Origin of the sequence: Chryseobacterium sp. MYb7 (genome assembly GCF_002979455.1) — a bacterium.
Lineage (GTDB): Bacteria > Bacteroidota > Bacteroidia > Flavobacteriales > Weeksellaceae > Chryseobacterium.
On sequence record NZ_PCOU01000002.1, the window covers coordinates 280,097 to 299,804 of the forward strand.

The window sequence follows — 19,708 nt, forward strand, 5'->3', positions numbered from 1 at the left end:
GTCTGAAAAATAACGATGAAAAGAATAATTTCAATTGTACTCTTCTTTGGATTGTGTACTGCCGGATGTATAGGAGATAGCCCGTATGACCCGCAGGCTCAATGTGGAACTCCAACCAATTTGACATTTGAAAAAGGGAGTAACACCCTTTCCTGGAACATGAACACCATGGGCGAAGGATATTATGAAGTGCAGTATGGAGAACATGGCTTTTCTTTAGGAAAGGGAACCACAGTGGTCACCTACAAAAATTCCTATAGCCTCCCGCTCTATCAGAATAATAAGTATGATCTTTACGTAAGAAAAAATTGCGGAATAGACAATGGACGAAGTAACTGGGCGGGACCTATTACTGTTTTGGCAAGTAGTACGACAACTTGTGTACAGCCAGCGTATGCAACGTATACCAAAACGACTTCCTCCACGCTTTCTTCTACTTTTGATGCTACAGTATCCTGGGATAATGATGGTGTTTCTGCATATGAAACTGTTTTAACGATAAGTTCGGCACCTCCTGCGAGTGGACAGTTAGCAATTGCAGGTCAAAAAGCCATCTATACAGGACTAAGTAAAACCCAGAATTATAACTTTTTCGTCAGAAAAAGATGTGCTGATAATACCTTTAGCGCGTTTTACGGACCTTATCCTATAAAATGGAATTAAGAAACAAAAATAAAGCAGTCATTTTTTTGATTGCTTCTTTTTTGTGGATAATTCTTTGCTCCAATTTGTAAAATCTAATTTCTAATTTCTTACTTTTGTCAAATGCAGGATTCGTTTGTACATAAAGGAAAAAGAAAGATTTTAGTTGAATATCTTCGACAGAGAATTGGAATTTCGGATGAAAATGTACTTCTGGCGATGAGTGAAGTTCCGAGACACCTTTTTATCGAAAGTATTTTTGAAGACTTTGCCTATGAAGACAGGGCATTTCCCATTCTGGCGCACCAGACTATTTCCCATCCTTCCACGGTAGCGGAACAGTCTGAACTGTTGAAGGTGAAACCAGGTGAAAAAATACTGGAAATCGGAACAGGATGTGGATACCAGACTGCTGTTCTGATGGCGATGAAAGCTCATGTATATACCGTTGAAAGACAGAAAGATCTGTTTGATTTTTCTAAAAAGAAACTCAGAGAGCTTCATTTGTTTCCAAAATTCCAAAGTTTTGGAGATGGTTTTGCCGGACTTCCTACTTTTGCTCCTTTTGATAAAATAATCGTAACGTGTGGAGCTTCCACATTACCGACAGAACTTTTGAAACAACTGAATGTCGGAGGAATAATGGTGATTCCATTGGGCCCAACAGATGAACAGGTTTTATACCGATTTACAAAAGTAGGCCCAACAGAATTTGAAAAAGAAGAATTTGGGGCTTATAAATTTGTTCCGATGCTTGGAAATACCAATCAATAGAACGGAATTGGTAGACTAACTGGTCTCAAACACCAGTTCTTTTGAAAATTATTCTTATCAATAAGAACAGACTTTAGTCTGCTTTTCTTGAATAAAAATTCATGTGATTTTATCCAAAATTTAAAATTTTTAACTCTATTTCGGAATGAAAATTGATGGAATTAAAACCCCTCGATCTTCAACTTTCTCACCAAGGAAAAATAAAACAGATACTGAACATTCAGATGAAAAGAAATAAATTTTTAATATTAAAGTTCAATAACCTTACTTTTCGCGAGTGAGGTTTTTTTATTTAGAATCATCAAAAAAAGTATTGTATAATGAAAGTTTTTATCAATAAAAGAATTCCCGAAACAGGAATTAAAATGCTGAAAGAAGCAGGCTTAGAACTTCTTTTTCCAGAAAAGGAAGACCTTTCTTACGAAGAGTGGATTTATTACTGTAAAAATACAGATACCATCCTAAATGTAGGCGGAGATTTCAAATATGATAAGAATTTTTTTGATGCCTGTCCGAATGTGAAAGCCATTGCTCTATATTCTGTAGGATTTGATCATGTAGATATTCAGGAAGCTACAAAAAGAAACATTCCGATTGGAAATACCCCGGATGTGCTGAGCAGGGCAACTTCCGATGTAGCCTTTTTACTGATGCAGTCTGTTGCAAGAAGAGCTAGTTATAATTTTCAGAAAGTAAAAGAGGATAACTGGGGAGGATTTGATCCTTTACATGCTTTGGGACAGGAATTATACGGAAAAACACTTGGGGTTTTTGGGTTGGGTCGTATCGGTTATGAAATGGCTGAAAAATCAAAAAAGGCTTTTGGAATGAATATCATCTATCACAATCGCCGACAAAATGAAGAAGCAGAAAAAGAGTTGGGAGCAACCTATGTTTCTTTTGATGAATTGATCAAAAATTCAGATGTATTGAGTGTACATGCCAATTTCACTCCCGAACATACAGAATTATTCAATGAGTCCATATTTGAACAGATGAAGCCGGATGCGATTTTCATCAATACAGCAAGAGGCGGTTTTCACAACCAAAAAGATCTGTATCAGGCACTTGTTGATAAGAAAATCTGGGGAGCCGGTCTGGATGTTACCAATCCGGAACCAATGTCTGCTGATGATCCTATTCTGGGACTTTCAAGTGTCTGTATTCTGCCACATATTGGATCTGCTACTGTTGAGGCCAGAAACGGAATGGCAAGACTGGCTGCGGGAAATATCATTGCTTTTTCAAAAAATGAAAAAATGCCAAATTGTGCAAATCCTGACGTTTATTCTCATCAATCATCATAACTTGGAATTATTTTTGTTCTGATTATATAAACCTAAAATCTTAAATAGTATGGCACCAGAGAAAAATAGTAATGAACAAAACAAGAGGTTAGAACAGATGGATTATAACCCCAACGAAGATATATTTAAGAGAGAAAAACATATTTCGCTCGATGGAGACGGGAACCCTATTCTGGACGAAGATTTTGATGATGATAAAATTGATAAGGGTTTAGATATTCCAGGTGCTGAAGATGATGATGAAATGGAAGAAATAGGCGAGGAAGATGAAGAAAATAATTACTGGAGTCTCAGCGATAATGAAGATGATCATGAAGAAGAAAATGATGATGTTTTAACTTAAACTTTGACGATACAAAAACCAGCCTTATTGAATTTCAGTAAGGTTTTTTTATGTTGAATAATGACTGCTTTTGGTAAGGACAATTCCCCTCCATGTGATGGGAATTGAGGTGCGTCTTTTCAAATATAGTATTTAATATCTAATAGCTACTGATTTACAGATTAGATAATTTTGCCTAAACCCTAAACCCTAAACCCTAAACCCTAAACCCTAAACCCTAAACCCTCAGTCATTCTTTCCTTTCCCCACTTGCCTATATTTCCTATTTTGAATATCTTTAAGACTTCAAACATTGTTTAAAACATAGACCTTTAAATAGCAATATGACATTCCAAGAACAGATACAGCAGGGGATTCCAAATCAGCTGCCACAACCGAAACCATACGAAACCAATATCAACCATGCTCCGAAGCGTAAAGAAATTTTAGGAGAAGAAGAGAAAAAGCTGGCATTGAAGAATGCTTTACGTTATTTTGATCCTCAATTTCACGCAGAACTGATTCCTGAGTTTAAGCAGGAGCTGGAAGATTATGGAAGAATTTATATGTACCGTTTCCGTCCGGATTATGAAATGAAGGCGAGACCTATTACAGACTATCCCGGGAAATCTGAGCAAGCGAAAGCTATTATGCTGATGATTCAGAATAACCTGGATTATGCCGTAGCACAGCACCCTCACGAACTGATTACTTATGGTGGAAATGGAGCGGTTTTCTCAAACTGGGCACAGTATCTGCTGACGATGAAATATCTGTCGGAAATGAATAATGATCAGACATTGGTCATGTATTCAGGACATCCGATGGGATTGTTCCCTTCCCATAAAGATGCACCAAGAGTGGTTGTAACCAATGGAATGATGATTCCGAATTATTCAAAACCGGATGACTGGGAGAAATTCAATGCATTAGGCGTTACCCAGTATGGGCAAATGACGGCGGGAAGTTATATGTATATTGGCCCTCAGGGAATTGTTCACGGAACAACGATTACGGTATTAAATGCTTTCAGAAAAATCAAAAAAGAACCGAAAGGTGGACTTTTTGTAACTTCAGGACTAGGTGGAATGAGCGGAGCTCAGCCCAAAGCAGGGAATATTGCAGGGTGTGTTACGGTATGTGCAGAAGTGAATCCAAAGATCACAAAGATCCGTCATGATCAGAAATGGGTGAATGAAATTCATGAAGATCTTGATTCATTAGTAAAAAGAGTAAGAGAAGCGCAGGCTAACAAAGAAACCGTGTCTTTGGCTTACCTTGGAAATATTGTAGAGGTTTGGGAGAAATTTGATCAGGAAGATGTAAGAATCGACATCGGATCAGATCAGACTTCACTTCACAATCCTTGGGCAGGTGGATATTATCCTGCAGGACAAAGCTTTGAAGAATCTAATACCATGATGGCTGAAAACCCAGAACTGTTCAAAGAAAAAGTTCAGGAAACATTGAGAAGACATGCTGCAGCCATCAACAAACATACAGCGAAAGGAACGTATTTCTTTGATTACGGAAATGCCTTTTTACTGGAAGCTTCCAGAGCCGGAGCAGATGTAATGGCAGAAAATCCAACATTAGGAAGAGAATTCAAATATCCGAGTTATGTACAGGATATCATGGGACCTATGTGTTTCGATTATGGTTTCGGGCCGTTCCGTTGGGTATGTTCCAGCGGAAATCCGGAAGACCTTCAGAAAACGGATGATATTGCCTGTGCAGTGTTGGAAGAAATGGTTAAAAACTCTCCTGAAGAGATCCAGCAGCAGATGAAAGACAACATCCAGTGGATCAAAGGAGCACAGGAAAATAAACTGGTGGTAGGTTCTCAGGCGAGAATCCTTTATGCAGATGCAGAAGGAAGAATGAAAATTGCTGAAGCCTTCAACAAAGCCATTAGAAATGGAGAAATAGGACCTGTAGTATTGGGAAGAGACCACCACGATGTTTCAGGAACAGATTCTCCTTACAGAGAGACTTCCAATATCTATGACGGATCAAGATTTACCGCAGATATGGCCATTCACAACGTAATTGGTGATAGTTTCCGTGGAGCTACCTGGGTTTCTATTCACAATGGTGGTGGAGTAGGCTGGGGAGAAGTAATCAACGGAGGTTTCGGAATGCTTCTTGACGGAAGCGATGATGCTGACAGAAGATTAAAATCCATGCTTTTCTGGGATGTAAACAACGGAATCTCAAGAAGAAGCTGGGCAAGAAACGAAGGCGCTGTTTTTGCGATTAAAAGAGCGATGGAAGCAGAACCAAATCTGAAAGTAACGCTTCCAAACCTTGTAGACGAAAACTTATTGTAATATAAAATTCAATAATTCAATATAAACGGGCTGTAATCCTGAGTTAGTCGAAGGGAGCCCGTTTTTTGTACATAATAATACATTAATAAAAGTATAGAATAAATCAATAGCAACGGGCTTTAGCCCGTTTTCTTTTGTGAGTAATATAATTGGCTAAAGCCTTTTGTATTTTTCTTTTTATATCGGGCTAAAGCCCGATGATACTAATAAATAAAAGACTGCTGTGCGGTAATTTTTAGTCTATAATACTAATTGTTACTGTTAAAATTAAATCTTGTAATCTTTATATTTTGATGTAAATTTACTTATATTTTCTTCTAAATCAATTAATTGTTGATTTTCAATATCAGTTAAATTTCGTTTATCATTAATTATTTTCTTTATATCATTAATTAATTTACTAAAACTATTAACTTCTATTTTAAGTTCTTCTTGAAAATTGCCAATTATTTGTTTTTTTCTACCCTCAAATTCTATGGGGTATTTTTTAGCATCAACTTCTTTGCTTAAAGTTACTAATTGAGATTTTATATTAGTGATTTTATTTGCTATATTAAAAGAGGAGGTATTAATTTTTTTGATATTAAATTCTATCCAATCATCAATTAAATAACCGATATAATTTTCTTGTAATTTTTCTCTAATCTGATCATCATTAAAATTTTTTAAATAGATTTCATATTCGAAATTTTCTAAATTAAATGTATTATCATCATTATTATTTTGATTAATAATTCTATCTATAATAAATAAAATGACATATGTTAGAATCACAATTTTAACAAATATAAATTTTTCAAATAATTCTATTTTTACTGAAATAATAAAAGAATAAATTATCACACCTAATGAAGTAAAAAACGTTATGGCTTCGATTGGGATGGTATCATTATTTGATTTTACAATTTTTATTTTCTTTGGATTATTTACTAGAATCTTAGTAAGTATTGATATAGAAATTAGATTTAAAATTCCTAAAATTAAAAAGTATTCAAAATCTAGCTGTGTTGTTCTAAATCTTATTGATAAAAAAGTACTTAATATAGGTATTAGAAAAAATATGAACATCAAAAGATATCCATAAAAATTCATATTTAACTTATTATGTTTAATGGTCGTTAAGTTTGAAAATGTTTTTTTTTCAGATTGAAAAGTTATTATAATATAATAGCAAGCTATCATTGAGTTTGAAGTAAAGCATATTAAAAATATAGAATTATATATATCCAAACTATCTAAATTTTGAAAATAATAAAATACATTTTTATATAATTTATATAAACAAAATATTAATGCTGAGTAAAGAACATATGAAGTAAATCCTGATTCCCTTTTTCTTTGTAGATTTCTATCATTTAGTTTAGAGATAAAATTTTTAAAGTTTTCTTGGTTGCTCATAGTGAATGTTTATATTATCGTAATGTATATTTTCAAAATAAGGTGAATACGTTTCTAGTTTTATTCCTTAATGTTAGTCCGAAGTTTTAATTTATTGTTATATTCTTACATTAGCTTTTTTATTGCTAATAATGTTGAATTGAAGACTGAAGAAATTTCTTTATCTATAATCATTTTATAATTAACTTCTTTTTTTGCTAAAACATCAACAACTAAACAATTTTCTTGACTTACCGAGTATTCTTCTTCAAAATTATTTGATAGATAGATAAAAAGAGCTTCTGAAAATATTCCAAGCTCTTCTGTTGTGTAGCCTTCTAATTTAGAAACAAACCAAATTGCTCCTACACATTTTCTATCATCTTTATCAAAAGAATAGATTTGGTTAGGTGTAATTTGTACAGGAACAGTATTTAGATATATTATTGATCTTTTATTTGTTTTAGATAAAATATTTATTGTTCCTGGCATCCATGTTGAGAAATCAAAATCTTCATAATTATGTAAAATATCAAGATTTCTTTGATACATGTCTTTAGTCTGTTTAGTCAATTTAGGATTAAAAAGATCTAAGATTTCTGCAATTTTATCCTTTAACGGTTTATTATCATTATTTTTAAATGCATTACTCATAGCACTTAAACTTCTTACCCAATAATTTCCTCCTTCTGTAGTTTTCTCTAAACTTTTTTTTCGTAAATAATTAAGAAATGTTTGTTTACCTTTTTCAGATTTTTGTCTGAATATAATTATATTGTTTATTGATATTTTTTTCATTGTCATTGTTTTTTTTTTATTGATTCATTTACTTTCTTATAAGTCTAAGTTTTTTTATTCAATTAGCCTTTTTAATTCATTAGCTATTTCTTCAATACTGTATATAGCGGTGTTCAAAGCTACTTTATCTGCTAAGCTAGGGCTAAATGATAATACTTCATTTTTTGTTACATTATGCCAAATAGGTAAAATAACTTTGATGCCATTCATCTCTCTAGCAACAAGTCCATTTAATTCATATTCTGTCCAATTCTTTTTAAAGAAGTCTCTTGAGAGAACAACAATGCCGTATTTTGAAGATTTTAAACCTTCATCGATTCTTTTTCGTAAGCTATCACCAATTTTCATCTGAAACTTATCATACCATATATTTATATTTTCTCGCTGTAAAACTTCTGCTAATGGCTGAACGAAGGTTTCTTTGTCTTCAGTTGCATGTGAAATAAAAAAATCATATTCTTTATTTTCATTAGTATTATTTTCATTTTTAGTAGAATGGATTTGATTCACAATCGTATTTAAAACTTCCTTTTGATTAGAAATATCAGTTTGTAATTTTAATTGAAGCTTTTCTTGCTCATGTTGAAAATTTGTCTGTTCACGTTGAAATAGGATTTGTTTCTTTTGAAATTCCTCTTGATCTCTTTTTGATTTGTTTTTTTCTTTAAGCTCTTCCTTTGACAGCTCTTGTTTTGCTTTTACTAGATCTGCTGTTTTAGTAGCAATTTTTTTATACAAATCACTCTTTGTATTTTGAACTTTTAGAATGTAGGTTTGGTGACTTTGAATTTGTTTTTGCTTGTTTTGCAAAGATGCAATAGATGTTGACTTTGTAATAGATCTATTTATAGTGTCAATGTCTTTTTGTTTATCGAACTCTTTTTTATTTTCAATAGCAATTTTTTTTTGTATGTCTGATATTTCTTTTTCAATTCTTATAACTTTATCGGAATATTGTTTTATACTCATATTAAATAGTTTTATAATGATTATTTCTGATTTATTTATAATGCTGTGATAAAATGTGTTTTTATTGAGAAAAATAATTACAATCTACAAAAGAAAGTTTTTACATACTTCCGTATTTCTACGGAAATTCCATCAAATATAAACTACATCATTTCCAAAACCTTACGGTTTCCCGTAGCCCCAAACTCCCAACCTCAAAAACACTCCCGTTTGTAACCTCCCAGCACCTCAGGAACTCTAAAACAATAGTAAAACAAATCTCCCGAGTCCTCATTTTGTTAAAAACAAGTATGCAAGAGACTTCCCAAGAGCTTGGGAAGTCTCTTGCAAGTCGGATGAAACCTCCCAAGTTGTTGAGAGGTTTGTCGTAAGTATATTTGTAACCCAACAACTTTTTTCTATATTTGATTATTAATTTATTAATCCCAAAAACACAAAAAATGAAAATTGCCCTCACACAGCTGAGCACTAAAGATCTTGCGACTTTAGCTCAGAGAATTCTTTCTAATGCTCAATCCGGAAAATACCCTGTTATCGACAATCATCCTCTTGTAGGAGCTTTGGCGTTTTCCTATACGGAATACGACAAGGTCTATACAAAGCAGGTCTACAGCGGAAAAGGAGAAGACGTAGCCACTGCCGATCACGAAAGAGATACCGCTTATGCCAATCTGAAATCTTTCCTGAACGGATATCGTAAACTACCATCTGCAGCCAACTATCAGGTGGCAGAGGATCTCTACGGAGTATTCAAAACTTTTGGGCTGAACCTGGACAGGCTGAGTTACTCTTCACAAAGCGCTCAGATGAAAAAGCTTATAGAAGAATTAGAAACGGCAGAAAACAAACAGAAGATCACCCTTCTTTCTCTGGATGCAGCTTTTGCAGAGATGAAAGCTAAGCAGGATGCTTTTGAGATCATATTTGCAGAGCAGGCAGGAGCGAATGCGGACCTTCGTCAAATGACGAGCGCCAGCGCCATCCGTAAAGATCTGGAGAAAACATTGAAAACTTATATGAATCTTCTCACAGCAATGAAGTCGGTTCCAGGCTGGGAGCTGCTCTATAGTGATACCAATGAGCTGGTGAAGGCTGCAAAAAACTCTTCGCTGACAAGAGAAGGCGGTGATAATATAGCTAAAGGGTAAGAAATCTAACCTTTATATAGAGTAATCCACAAGCTTGTCACTCCGTAGGAGTCATTATACTTATAAACGTAATACAAAAACTCAGCATACGGCTGAGTTTTGTTATTTTGAACCATTCAGAGTATTGAAGTTGTTAAGGAAGATTAAGGAAACATCAAGATGCTTTTCATTGAGATTGCTTCACCTTCGGTTCGCAATGACAGTGGTAGTGTGAAATTTTATCGGAGATAAAATCTTTGCGTTTTAAAACAGAAAATTTTTACTATCATTTTGCGCCTTAGCGCTTATCCCAATTATGATACAAAAAAACTCAGCAAATCGCTGAGTTTTTATTATTTTTTCTTAAAAGCATTTAGCTCCTCTTGTAATCTCTGGTTTTCTTTTTTTAGCATTTCTATAAGCTCTCTTTGGCTTTCAAGAAGGAACTCTGGAACATTACAATAATAATTACCACTAACATTTCCTATATTGTTGCTATTGGTATTATTTTCAAAATGATTGATTTGTTTAGCCTCCTCTTCTTCATAAATTTCTTCTACGGGAACTTCCAGAAAACGGGCAATCTTATCCCATTCATCATGGAAAATCTTTACATCTCCACTTTCTTTTCTGCTGTAGTTGGAGACATCTGTAGCAATATATTCAGCCACTTGCTGTTGTGTGAAGCCTTTTCTTTTTCTTACGTTGCGTAGTTTTTCTTTTTGCATGACCCGTATTTTCTACAAATATGCAAAATTTTTGTTGGAATTGCGAAGACGCATAGTTTTTTATGCCTGATGAGTTATTTTAAGGCGCAAGAAAATCATAGGTTTTCAGCAAGTGAAGCATTATCAATTTTATCGGAGATAAAATCCTTGCGCCTTAAAACTTGATGTTTTAAATATCATTTTGCGTCTTTGCGTTTACCCAACTACACAAAAAAACTCAACTATATGCTGAGCTTTTATTATTTTGAACCATTAAGGATATTGAAATTTTGAAGGTAAATTAAGGAAACATCAAGATGTTTTTAAATTATGCATTCATCTTAATATTCTTAATAATTTAATTTTTCTTAATGGTTTAATGTATTTTATTATTTCACAGCCGCAATAGCTGCTTCATAATTCGGTTCTTGCGAAATATCAGGCACCTGCTCTTCATAGATGATCTTCCCTGTAGGATCTATTACCACAACCGCTCTGCTCAGAAGACCTTTCATCGCAGAATCTACCAGTTCCACTCCATAGTTCCATCCGAAATCTGTACGGAAATCCGAAAGCATTACTACATTTTTGATCCCTTCTGCACCACAGAATCTTTTCTGAGCAAACGGTAAATCTTTAGAAATACAAAGTACTACCGTATTGGGAAGATTTCCAGCCTCTTCATTGAAATGATGTACAGAAGCAGAGCAAACACCAGTATCTACACTAGGAAAGATATTCAGAATAACATATTTTCCTTTGTACGAATCCAACGTTTGATCATTCATATTCACATCGGTAAGAGTGAATTTAGGAGCTGGTTTATTAAGAGCCGGTAATTTGGCATAAGTATGAACTTCCTTTCCTCCCATTAAAACAGTATTGGTTGCTTTAGATTTTTGAGCAAAGCCCGCTGCAGAGAAGAATAGCAGTGTGCCGCAAACTAATTTTGAAAACATGAAATTTATTTTTAAGCTAAATTATTCTTTTTTTAGGAGCTGAGATTAATTTTAATTCAAATAGATCAAATCTATTGTCAGATTGTTTTTTTCAAAACATTTTACCTCTACCTTTATCTTATAAAACATGGTTGTTTCAAAGGTGTCATTCTGACGAAAGGCAAATAATTTAAATTTTGAAATAATCTCAAACTTATCACATAAAAAAATAGAAAGATTTATGAGTTCAGAAAATACAGCATCATTCCATCACATTTTTAAAGGAGAAAACGAAATTCCGGAAGAATATAAAGTTCCGGTCATTCATCAGAGAACTTATCTTCTGAATGGTGAATTGGTAGAGTGGAAGGGAGATGTCACGGAAATTTATTCTCCAGTGTGCATTCCTACAGAAAACGGATTGGAAAGAAAGCTTTTGGGAAGCATCCCGAATATTGGTCCGAACGAGGCTATGGAAGTTCTTGAAGCCTGCGTAAAGGCTTATGATAACGGATTGGGCGAATGGCCTACCATGTCTGTAGAAGGACGTATCAAATGCATGCAGAAATTCGTATATCTGATGATTCAGCAAAGAGATCTGATCATCAAATTGCTGATGTGGGAAATTGGAAAAACCCTTGCAGATTCAACGAAAGAATTTGACCGTACTGTAGATTATATCAATCAGACCATTGATGCTCTGAAAGATTTGGATCGAGAATCTTCACGCTTTCAACAAGCAGAGGGAACCATTGCGCAGATCAGAAGAGCTCCGCTTGGGGTAGTCTTAAGTATGGGACCGTTCAATTATCCTCTGAATGAAATCTTTACAACACTGATTCCTGCTTTGATCATGGGAAATACCATCCTGTTTAAGCTTCCAAAACATGGTGTGCTGGCGCATTATCCTTTATTAAATGCCTTTAAAGAAGCCTTCCCAAAAGGAACGGTGAATACATTATATGGAAAAGGATCAGAGATTATCACCCCGATTATGGAAAGCGGAAAAGTGAATGTACTGGCCTTCATTGGATCAAGTAAGGTAGCGAATGGATTAAAAAAACTCCATCCAAAAGTAAACCGTTTAAGAGCTATTCTGAGCCTTGATGCGAAAAACGCTGCCATTGTTACTAAAAATGCGAATCTGGATGTAGCAGTGAGCGAATGTATTTTAGGGGCGCTTTCCTTCAACGGACAGCGATGTACAGCATTAAAGCTGATATTCGTTCAAAAAGAAATAGCTGAAGAATTTACAAAAAAACTGAGTGAAGCGGTTTCTGCTTTGAAAGCTGGATTGCCGTGGGAAAAAGATGTAAAAGTAACTCCGCTTCCGGAAGTGAATAAACCTGCTTATCTGAAAGAATGTATTGAAGATGCTTTACAGAAAGGAGCTGCAGTTTTGAATAAAGATGGAGGTTATACGGATGAATCTTTTGTTTTCCCAGCGGTGGTGTATCCTGTAAACAGTGATATGAAGCTGTATCATGAAGAGCAGTTTGGCCCGGTGATTCCTGTGGTTCCATTTGAAGACATAGAGGAACCAATAGAATATCAGGTGAATGCTTCACATGGAATGCAGGTGAGCATTTTCAGTGAAGATCCGCAGGAAGTTGCCAGACTGATTGATCCGTTTGTGAATCTTGTAAGCCGTGTGAATATCAATTGCCAGGCACAGCGTGGTCCGGATGTTTTTCCTTTTACAGGAAGAAAAGACAGTGCAGAAGGAACTCTTTCTGTTTTTGATGCGCTCCGTTCATTCTCTATCCGGTCTCTGGTGGCTGCAAAACTGACAGAATCCAACAAAGAATTACTCAATACCATTGTAAGGGAACATGATTCCAATTTTTTAAGCACTGATTATATTTTTTGATTCTCATCGGTATCGAATTTAACATAAATAAAAATCCTCAATAAACATCTTTGTTTTTTGAGGATTTTTTTTAACTTAATAGCGGAAATAAAGTTTGTGTTATAATCAAGATGATGTTTTTTATAAATATCATCCAAGGATCAGTGTGTAAATCATGTCTTCACCGGAACAAGAATTTTTAGAGAAAATTGAAAAGCACAAAGGTGTTGTTTTCAAGATCTCTAAAATGTATATGGATAATAAGGACGATCAGAATGACCTCTATCAGGAGATCATTTACCAGGCCTGGAAATCATACAGTGATTTCCAGAAGAGAAGTGATTTCTCCACATGGCTGTACAGAACTGCACTTAACACAGCAATTGTTTTCCTGAGAAGTGAAAAAAGACGTAGTTTTATACAGAATCAGAATGTGGATGGGCTAAGCGCCAGACAGGAACCCTATAATGATACGGATGATATGAATATGAAGCGGATGTATGAAGCCATCCATCAGTTGAGTCCCATAGACAAAGCTCTTATATTTTTCTTTTTGGAGGGTTTTTCGGGTAAAGAAATAGCCGTTCAGCTCGGAATTACGGAAGTGAATACCCGGGTAAAGCTGAAAAGAGCAAAAGAAAAACTGAAAGAAATCATTACCAGACAGGAGGTGGACTTGAAGTAAAAGATAAAACTATGGAGTTAGAAAATTTTAAAGAAATTTGGAATAAAGATACAGGACAGGAATCCCCTGAAATTTCTCTGGAAAAACAGAAGGAAATACACTCTCCGTTGCAGATGCTGAAAGTGAATATGCAAACTGAATTTTGGCTGATGATTGTAACATTGCCATTACTTTTGACAAGTTTTCCGTTTGCTTCTATCGATTCTAATATTAAAACGATATCATTATTTGTTACCATCCTGACCGTTGCTATTATTGTCTATTTTTACTCCCGTTTTCTGAAATTGTATAAGCTGCTTCAGAAGAACAGTATCAATACGAATTATGATCTGTTCAATCTTAAGACCCAGCTCCTTATTTCGAAAGAAATTTATATCTCGTATTATATTTCCTATATCCCGCTTGGATTTCTTTTATCTCTCATCCAGATTAATTTCCATTTTGATATGGAATACAACCTTGCCATCTTTGGAATTAGCCTTCTGATTACCCTGCTGTTGATTATTTTTATTATCAAATACTGGATCTATTATATGTATGGAAGATATATTGATGATGTGGTGCGCCTGGTGGATGAGCTTAACGGAATTGAAGTAAGCCCAAGATCTGAAAAAAGAAAAACATGGTTTGAACGTTCGCAGAGGTTTTTCATGAAAAAAATGGGCATTAAAGGAAATATTCTGAATACAGTGATCTGGTTCGTATCCATGTATTTTGTGATCATTTTATTTCTGACAGTGGTTCTTTTGATCATCATCATCGTAGGAGCAAAGCTTAATTTTCTGGACATAGGATCATTGCAGAGGGCTTTAAATAAACTGAATTAGAAATTATTTTATATTCTGCAAAATTTCTATCTTTAGAAAATTGAGTTGTAAAAAAATATCACATGGATGATTTTAAAAATCAAATGTATGTAATAGAAGAATTTCTGGAACTCGTAAAGAGTAAGCAGGATCGGAAAGCGTCCTTTGACCCGGAATATAATTATGCAGTCTATTCTTCAAAAGAGGAATTTAAACCTGAAATGAAAATTTTTATCGGAGATCCTTTGGATATTGGGGAAAATGATAATGAAATCTTACCTGATTTTGTTTTTCACAACAAACTCAATTATATGTGTTCTGATGAGAATATTCAGGATGTAGTGGATCTTGCTTTCACGCAGCGTGCTGATATTACTTCTTCTCAGCTTATCACAGCACTCAATCACTATCTTGAAAAAGATAATTTCTTAGATTTTAAATAATAAAAGAATTAAATACCTTAAATATGTAACCTGATATTAAAAAATATCAGGTTTTGTGTTTTTTATGTAACATTTTTACTTTTTCTCTACTAACTGTTGAGATCATAAATGAAAAGATGCCTTAGAAAGGTATTGAAGATAAAATCCAACACAAATTATTTCGGGTAAAATACTATTCTGAGAAAATAGTAACAATTAAAAAACACATAATGAGGCCTGGCAGTATATTTCTGTCGGGTTTTTTTATTTCTTTTGTAAAAATACTGTAACAATTTTTTTAAACGAAAACTAACTCTATAGAGTAACAGCCCATGACCTCATTAGAACAAGAGTTTATAAGTCAAATTGAACAGCATAAAGGAATCCTATTTAAGATTTCTAAAATGTATATGACCGAAAAGGATGACCGTGATGATCTTTTTCAGGAGATCACCTATCAGCTCTGGAAAGCATTTCCCGGTTTCAGAGGGGAAAGCGAATTTTCAACATGGCTATATAGAATCGCTCTGAATACAGCTATTATTTTCCTGAAATCTGAAAAGAGAAGAAGCTTTATTGCCAATGAGGATTTTTCTAACCAAATGATTGTTCAGGAAGATTATGATTACCGTAAAGAAGAGCGTCTCACTGAAATGTATAAGGCCATTCACATGCTCAATCCCATTGATAAAGCCTTTATTTTCTATTATCTTGAAGATTTTTCAGGAAAAGAAATTGCAGAACAGATGGGAATTTCAGAAGTAAATGCCAGAGTAAAAATGAACCGGGCAAAAAATAAACTTAAAGATATCTTAAGCCAAATAAAAATTAACCAACATTAAAATCAATGATCCAATGAATATAGATGAATTCAAAAATACCTGGAATGAAGATATTGTGGAGGAAACTCCTGAAATAAGCCTTGAACAAAGAAATAAACTGAATCTTCCCCTTGAAAAAATACGAAAAAATATGCGCGTGGAATTCTGGTGGATGATAGCCATCTTTATTTTCGCCTTTCTGGTGTGCTCTGTATGCAGACCTTTCAAACTTCAATTATACATAACGGTTTTGATTGCTTCCATGCTTATTGTTACCGTTTTCTTTTTCAGTAAGTTCTTTAAATTGTATAATGACATCAGTAATCCCGCACCTAAAACCTATGATTCCCTGAAAGATCTGGTCATGCAGCTGAATCTCAATAAACAATATTATCTCTCATACTATATCAGTTTTGCACCGTTTCTGGTATGCGAGATTCTTATTGTCCTGGAATTCATCCCATGGCCGAAACCTTTGAGTGAGCTTAAAATTGCAGTCGTTTTAATTGGTACAGTGACTATAGGACTATTTTTGCTTTATGTAGTTGGAAAGTTCTGGTACCAACGCTATTACGGAAGATATATCCAACATATTGAAGATCTTTTGAGAGAATTAAAAAAATAAAAAGAGTTCGGCGGGCTGAAAGCCCGCCGAACCTATATTCATTACTGTCCTTTATTGTCCTTTTCTTTGGCAATTTCGTTTTTTATCCAGTCCAGCTGCGGATCTTTTTTATCAATAATATCCTGCAGGCTTTCGGTAACGGTCACATCAGGAACAACGCCTTTCCGCGAATCTGAAAAATTGATATTGGGCTGTACCAAAAGTAATCCGATAGGAAACCTGATTTCAGAATTGGGAAGTTTTTGGTACGAATAGAAACCTGCGACTGTTCCGTCGTTTGCTCCACCAGTCTCTTCACCCACAAGAGTTGCTCTTTTATCATTCTTAAGCTTAGCGGTAATAATAGAAGATGCAGAGAAGCTTCCACCATTAATCAGTACAAAAACTTTTCCGTGAAAGGCTGCTTTATTAGGTTTTGTTGGTTTGTCAGCTTTCATTTTATAGAAAACTTTTCCATCTTTTTTATAGGTACTGAAAGTTTGTGCAAAAAAGTAACTTGGGTAGGCAATACTTTTAAGAGCATATTCTAGAGGATTACTTTTTCTGAAGTAATTTGTGCGCAGAGGAACATTCCTTGACGTTAACTGGGAAGGTTTAATCAGAGTAAATGGTGCTTCGGCCAAATAGGAATACAGGTTGTTGATCTCATAAAGAGAACCACCGTAGTTATTTCGGACATCTATGATGAGGTAAGGAGACTTTGCATCATTGATCTTGGCAAAGGTCTTCTTATAAAATTCATCCGAATATTCCCTTGAGAAACTTTTTACTTTAATATAAGCAATCGTACTGTCTTTATCCAGAAACTTGAAACTTCTGTTGTAAGAATTGCTTGCTGCTACATAATCGTTCAGCTTTTTTTCCTCAGTCTTCTTCTTCATTTCCTTATCCTTTTCCAGATCAGAATCAGACTTGATCTCTCTGGTTAAAGTGTAAGTCTTTTTTTCACCCTGATAAAGAGTTTCAAGAGTAGCTTTGCTGCCAAAACCATTTTCTGCAGTATAAAAATTGAAGAACAGATCCTTCAGGAAATAAGGATGAAAAGTAGTGTTGTCACCATCACTGCTGATCAGGCTTCTGTATTTTTTTATATAATCTGAAACTGGAACATTGTTAATGGATACAATTTCAGTTCCGGGCTTTATATGTTCAATAGAATCCCTGTTTTGAACAATATACATCTGATCTCCTGAAATATAATATTCAAAACGGCTGAACATTCCTTTTTGATGTTCGAGTCTTTTAATTTCTCTTTTTGTAAATTTTTTTCTGGGAATTCTCAATGAAAGATGGCCTTCACGGATTCCTGCAATAACCGGTTGAAGTTTAAAATAAAATTGAAGAGGAGTGAGTGGCTCGGTGATTGTTTGTTTAAGACTGTCAAATTTACGTTCCAATTCCTTCTTGGGAATATACCAGTATAATTGAGGGTGCATTTGCTGTAATTTTGAATACGCAAAGTCTACATCCTCTTTAAGTTGCTCCGGTGGTATACATGAGACCCGCTGTTCGTTGTGCTTTTTTATAGACACACAGGACGAAAGAATAGCGAGAAGAAATATGACCAAATAATTTTTCAATTGATCTGAGTTTTTTTTTAACGTGCTAAAATAGAAAGTTTAAAATTAATCTTGACTTAAATGAATAATAAATTTTTAAAAATACATGATAAATTTAGTTAAAAAATGCGATAGAATGGAATATTTTTCAATTTCAATACAAAAGTCAATACCTTTGATAATTATTTTTTGCAGATGATTTATTGGATTATTACGAGTGTAGTTGTTTTGACGGTTACTTTTTTTATAGTGATGAATATGAAAGCGTTCGGTGCTATTTCAAAAGGAAAGAGGTTGAAACGTATCAAACAATCAAAGCTTTATAAGAAAAAACAGTTTCAGAATATTAGCCATACACCTTCTATTACGGAAGGCTATAAAATGTCGAAAGTAACCTATGATTTCTTTTTGGGTAAGAAAGATCCGCTTTTGAAGCCTTTAAAAGAAATACCTTCCATTCATACCGATTTAAAAAATATAGATAAAAATCAGGACGTATTTATCTGGTTGGGGCACTCATCTTATTATCTGCAGACAGACGGTGTTTCTTTCCTGATTGATCCTGTGTTGAGTAAATATGGTTCACCTTTTAAATACTTTAATAAAGCATTTAAAGGTTCAGATATTTTTAAGCCTGAAGATATTCCCAATATTGATTATCTGGTTATAACCCATGATCATTTTGACCATCTGGATTACCCAACTGTACAATCTATAAAAAACAGAACAGGAATGGCTATTATACCTTTAGGAGTTGGGGCACATCTGGAAAGATGGGGATATCCTGAAAACAAACTTATTGAAGAAGAATGGGAAGCTAAAATTAATCTGAAAAATGATATAAAAATTATTTTTACCCCTGCCAGACACTTTTCCGGCAGGAGAATCAGGCAGAATGATACGCTTTGGAGCTCCTACGTTCTGATAACCCCTACAAAGAAGATTTTCTTAGGAGGAGACAGTGGCTATGATTCTCATTTTAAAACAATCGGTGAGCAATATGGTCCTTTCGATTATGTTGTTCTTGAGAATGGGCAATATGGAGAAGCTTGGAGATACATTCATACATTGCCTGAAGATGTTATTCAGGCAGCTATTGATCTTAAAGCAGAGCGTATATTACCGGTACATGCTGCGAAATTTGCCTTAGCACTTCATCCATGGAATGAACCTTTACAAAAGATAACAGCTCTTGGAAAAGAAAAAAAACTGAACATTCTCACTCCGATGATCGGCGAGATCGTAGATATGAATCAGTCAGAACAGCAATTTACAGCCTGGTGGGAAAGCTGATCAGGCATGCCAGATTTCTTTATATCTTGCGGGGTGATTTTCAAACTGCTGTCTCACAAAATCACATTCCGGATCTACAAGCAAATCTTTTTCCTCTGCATAACGCACAAGCTCATCCAGTAATAGTTTAGCATAGCCTTTTCCCTCACGCTCCTCATCAAGTTTCGTGTAATATACAATTAGCAGTCTTCCGTCAACCTCTATGGACATATAACCTGCCTTTTTTCCATCTATAAGCAGCTGCAATTCATCTTGATATTGAGATACCTGAAACTTTATATTTTCCATGATAATGTAAGATTTGGTTGATTAAAATAATTGGAGAAAATTTCCTGAAAAACATTCTCTTCATTAAAA

General features: G+C 34.5%; 20 protein-coding genes. 13 read left to right on the forward strand and 7 right to left on the reverse strand.

All coding sequences use genetic code 11. The annotated features are described in order from the left end of the window. Window positions 1-15: 15 nt before the first annotated feature. From CQ046_RS03225 to CQ046_RS03245, 5 genes are all read left to right on the forward strand, one after another. Complete coding sequence (locus tag CQ046_RS03225; protein ID WP_105700879.1) at window positions 16-663, forward strand: hypothetical protein; 648 nt, start codon at window positions 16-18, stop codon at window positions 661-663. A 102-nt stretch (window positions 664-765) separates the two neighbouring features. Continuing rightward, window positions 766-1,416, forward strand: coding sequence for a protein-L-isoaspartate(D-aspartate) O-methyltransferase (locus CQ046_RS03230; protein WP_105700880.1), 651 nt, complete (start codon window positions 766-768; stop codon window positions 1,414-1,416). Window positions 1,417-1,736: 320 nt separating this feature from the next. After that, entirely contained in the window at window positions 1,737-2,723 is a 987-nt protein-coding gene (locus tag CQ046_RS03235) for a 2-hydroxyacid dehydrogenase (RefSeq protein ID WP_105700881.1), read from the forward strand. Window positions 2,724-2,772: 49 nt separating this feature from the next. Further along, a complete protein-coding gene (locus tag CQ046_RS03240; RefSeq protein ID WP_105700882.1) occupies window positions 2,773-3,066 on the forward strand; it encodes a hypothetical protein in 294 nt (97 codons plus the stop codon). A 323-nt stretch (window positions 3,067-3,389) separates the two neighbouring features. Beyond that, the gene (locus CQ046_RS03245; protein ID WP_105700883.1) at window positions 3,390-5,375 is read left to right on the forward strand and encodes a urocanate hydratase; all 1,986 of its coding nucleotides are present in this window, start codon (window positions 3,390-3,392) and stop codon (window positions 5,373-5,375) included. A gap of 267 nt (window positions 5,376-5,642) precedes the next feature. On the opposite strand, the gene CQ046_RS03250 is transcribed toward CQ046_RS03245, so the two are convergent. From CQ046_RS03250 to CQ046_RS03260, 3 genes are all read right to left on the reverse strand, one after another. Continuing rightward, a complete protein-coding gene (locus CQ046_RS03250) occupies window positions 5,643-6,773 on the reverse strand; it encodes a hypothetical protein (RefSeq protein ID WP_105700884.1) in 1,131 nt (376 codons plus the stop codon). A 105-nt stretch (window positions 6,774-6,878) separates the two neighbouring features. Continuing rightward, window positions 6,879-7,550 carry a hypothetical protein gene (locus CQ046_RS03255; protein ID WP_123906566.1) on the reverse strand — a complete coding sequence of 224 codons (672 nt, stop codon included), beginning with the start codon at window positions 7,548-7,550 and terminating at the stop codon, window positions 6,879-6,881. 54 nt (window positions 7,551-7,604) lie between these two features. Then, window positions 7,605-8,519: a toll/interleukin-1 receptor domain-containing protein gene (locus CQ046_RS03260; protein WP_105700886.1), complete on the reverse strand. Its 915-nt coding sequence runs from the start codon at window positions 8,517-8,519 to the stop codon at window positions 7,605-7,607. A gap of 440 nt (window positions 8,520-8,959) precedes the next feature. Between CQ046_RS03260 and CQ046_RS03265 the strand changes: the two genes are divergently transcribed. Beyond that, window positions 8,960-9,667: a DUF6261 family protein gene (locus CQ046_RS03265; RefSeq protein ID WP_105700887.1), complete on the forward strand. Its 708-nt coding sequence runs from the start codon at window positions 8,960-8,962 to the stop codon at window positions 9,665-9,667. A 332-nt stretch (window positions 9,668-9,999) separates the two neighbouring features. Here CQ046_RS03265 and CQ046_RS03270 read toward each other — a convergent pair whose 3' ends face one another. After that, window positions 10,000-10,374 carry a helix-turn-helix domain-containing protein gene (locus CQ046_RS03270; RefSeq protein ID WP_105700888.1) on the reverse strand — a complete coding sequence of 125 codons (375 nt, stop codon included), beginning with the start codon at window positions 10,372-10,374 and terminating at the stop codon, window positions 10,000-10,002. A gap of 368 nt (window positions 10,375-10,742) precedes the next feature. Then, a complete protein-coding gene (gene tpx / locus CQ046_RS03275; RefSeq protein ID WP_185126138.1) occupies window positions 10,743-11,312 on the reverse strand; it encodes a thiol peroxidase in 570 nt (189 codons plus the stop codon). A 220-nt stretch (window positions 11,313-11,532) separates the two neighbouring features. On the opposite strand from tpx, the gene CQ046_RS03280 reads away from it, so the two are divergent. From CQ046_RS03280 to CQ046_RS03305, 6 genes are all read left to right on the forward strand, one after another. Beyond that, window positions 11,533-13,161 (forward strand): NADP-dependent glyceraldehyde-3-phosphate dehydrogenase, encoded by a 1,629-nt coding sequence (locus tag CQ046_RS03280; RefSeq protein WP_105700890.1) that lies wholly within the window; start codon window positions 11,533-11,535, stop codon window positions 13,159-13,161. Between the two features lie 154 nt (window positions 13,162-13,315). Continuing rightward, window positions 13,316-13,825, forward strand: coding sequence for an RNA polymerase sigma factor (locus CQ046_RS03285; RefSeq protein ID WP_105700891.1), 510 nt, complete (start codon window positions 13,316-13,318; stop codon window positions 13,823-13,825). A gap of 11 nt (window positions 13,826-13,836) precedes the next feature. Then, entirely contained in the window at window positions 13,837-14,652 is an 816-nt protein-coding gene (locus CQ046_RS03290) for a hypothetical protein (RefSeq protein WP_105700892.1), read from the forward strand. Window positions 14,653-14,714: 62 nt separating this feature from the next. Further along, window positions 14,715-15,074 (forward strand): hypothetical protein, encoded by a 360-nt coding sequence (locus CQ046_RS03295; RefSeq protein ID WP_105700893.1) that lies wholly within the window; start codon window positions 14,715-14,717, stop codon window positions 15,072-15,074. Between the two features lie 311 nt (window positions 15,075-15,385). After that, window positions 15,386-15,895, forward strand: a complete 510-nt coding sequence (locus CQ046_RS03300; RefSeq protein WP_105700894.1) for an RNA polymerase sigma factor — start codon at window positions 15,386-15,388, stop codon at window positions 15,893-15,895. 13 nt (window positions 15,896-15,908) lie between these two features. Next, a complete protein-coding gene (locus tag CQ046_RS03305; protein WP_105700895.1) occupies window positions 15,909-16,499 on the forward strand; it encodes a hypothetical protein in 591 nt (196 codons plus the stop codon). Window positions 16,500-16,540: 41 nt separating this feature from the next. On the opposite strand, the gene CQ046_RS03310 is transcribed toward CQ046_RS03305, so the two are convergent. Further along, the gene (locus CQ046_RS03310) at window positions 16,541-17,935 is read right to left on the reverse strand and encodes a S41 family peptidase (RefSeq protein ID WP_228406869.1); all 1,395 of its coding nucleotides are present in this window, start codon (window positions 17,933-17,935) and stop codon (window positions 16,541-16,543) included. 318 nt (window positions 17,936-18,253) lie between these two features. Here CQ046_RS03310 and CQ046_RS03315 point away from each other — a divergent pair, with 318 nt between their 5' ends. Further along, window positions 18,254-19,351: an MBL fold metallo-hydrolase gene (locus CQ046_RS03315; RefSeq protein ID WP_105700897.1), complete on the forward strand. Its 1,098-nt coding sequence runs from the start codon at window positions 18,254-18,256 to the stop codon at window positions 19,349-19,351. Here CQ046_RS03315 and CQ046_RS03320 read toward each other — a convergent pair whose 3' ends face one another. Continuing rightward, window positions 19,352-19,639: a GNAT family N-acetyltransferase gene (locus CQ046_RS03320; RefSeq protein ID WP_034697278.1), complete on the reverse strand. Its 288-nt coding sequence runs from the start codon at window positions 19,637-19,639 to the stop codon at window positions 19,352-19,354. Window positions 19,640-19,708 lie beyond the last annotated feature (69 nt).

Bases quoted from the DNA above. Each gene is read 5' to 3' on its own strand.
- CQ046_RS03225 (WP_105700879.1), top strand. From the start codon at position 16: ATGAAAAGAATAATTTCAATTGTACTCTTCTTTGGATTGTGTACTGCC.
- CQ046_RS03230 (WP_105700880.1), top strand. From the start codon at position 766: ATGCAGGATTCGTTTGTACATAAAGGAAAAAGAAAGATTTTAGTTGAA.
- CQ046_RS03235 (WP_105700881.1), top strand. From the start codon at position 1,737: ATGAAAGTTTTTATCAATAAAAGAATTCCCGAAACAGGAATTAAAATG.
- CQ046_RS03240 (WP_105700882.1), top strand. From the start codon at position 2,773: ATGGCACCAGAGAAAAATAGTAATGAACAAAACAAGAGGTTAGAACAG.
- CQ046_RS03245 (WP_105700883.1), top strand. From the start codon at position 3,390: ATGACATTCCAAGAACAGATACAGCAGGGGATTCCAAATCAGCTGCCA.
- CQ046_RS03250 (WP_105700884.1), bottom strand. From the start codon at position 6,773: ATGAGCAACCAAGAAAACTTTAAAAATTTTATCTCTAAACTAAATGAT.
- CQ046_RS03255 (WP_123906566.1), bottom strand. From the start codon at position 7,550: ATGAAAAAAATATCAATAAACAATATAATTATATTCAGACAAAAATCT.
- CQ046_RS03260 (WP_105700886.1), bottom strand. From the start codon at position 8,519: ATGAGTATAAAACAATATTCCGATAAAGTTATAAGAATTGAAAAAGAA.
- CQ046_RS03265 (WP_105700887.1), top strand. From the start codon at position 8,960: ATGAAAATTGCCCTCACACAGCTGAGCACTAAAGATCTTGCGACTTTA.
- CQ046_RS03270 (WP_105700888.1), bottom strand. From the start codon at position 10,374: ATGCAAAAAGAAAAACTACGCAACGTAAGAAAAAGAAAAGGCTTCACA.
- tpx (WP_185126138.1), bottom strand. From the start codon at position 11,312: ATGTTTTCAAAATTAGTTTGCGGCACACTGCTATTCTTCTCTGCAGCG.
- CQ046_RS03280 (WP_105700890.1), top strand. From the start codon at position 11,533: ATGAGTTCAGAAAATACAGCATCATTCCATCACATTTTTAAAGGAGAA.
- CQ046_RS03285 (WP_105700891.1), top strand. From the start codon at position 13,316: ATGTCTTCACCGGAACAAGAATTTTTAGAGAAAATTGAAAAGCACAAA.
- CQ046_RS03290 (WP_105700892.1), top strand. From the start codon at position 13,837: ATGGAGTTAGAAAATTTTAAAGAAATTTGGAATAAAGATACAGGACAG.
- CQ046_RS03295 (WP_105700893.1), top strand. From the start codon at position 14,715: ATGGATGATTTTAAAAATCAAATGTATGTAATAGAAGAATTTCTGGAA.
- CQ046_RS03300 (WP_105700894.1), top strand. From the start codon at position 15,386: ATGACCTCATTAGAACAAGAGTTTATAAGTCAAATTGAACAGCATAAA.
- CQ046_RS03305 (WP_105700895.1), top strand. From the start codon at position 15,909: ATGAATATAGATGAATTCAAAAATACCTGGAATGAAGATATTGTGGAG.
- CQ046_RS03310 (WP_228406869.1), bottom strand. From the start codon at position 17,935: ATGCACCCTCAATTATACTGGTATATTCCCAAGAAGGAATTGGAACGT.
- CQ046_RS03315 (WP_105700897.1), top strand. From the start codon at position 18,254: ATGATTTATTGGATTATTACGAGTGTAGTTGTTTTGACGGTTACTTTT.
- CQ046_RS03320 (WP_034697278.1), bottom strand. From the start codon at position 19,639: ATGGAAAATATAAAGTTTCAGGTATCTCAATATCAAGATGAATTGCAG.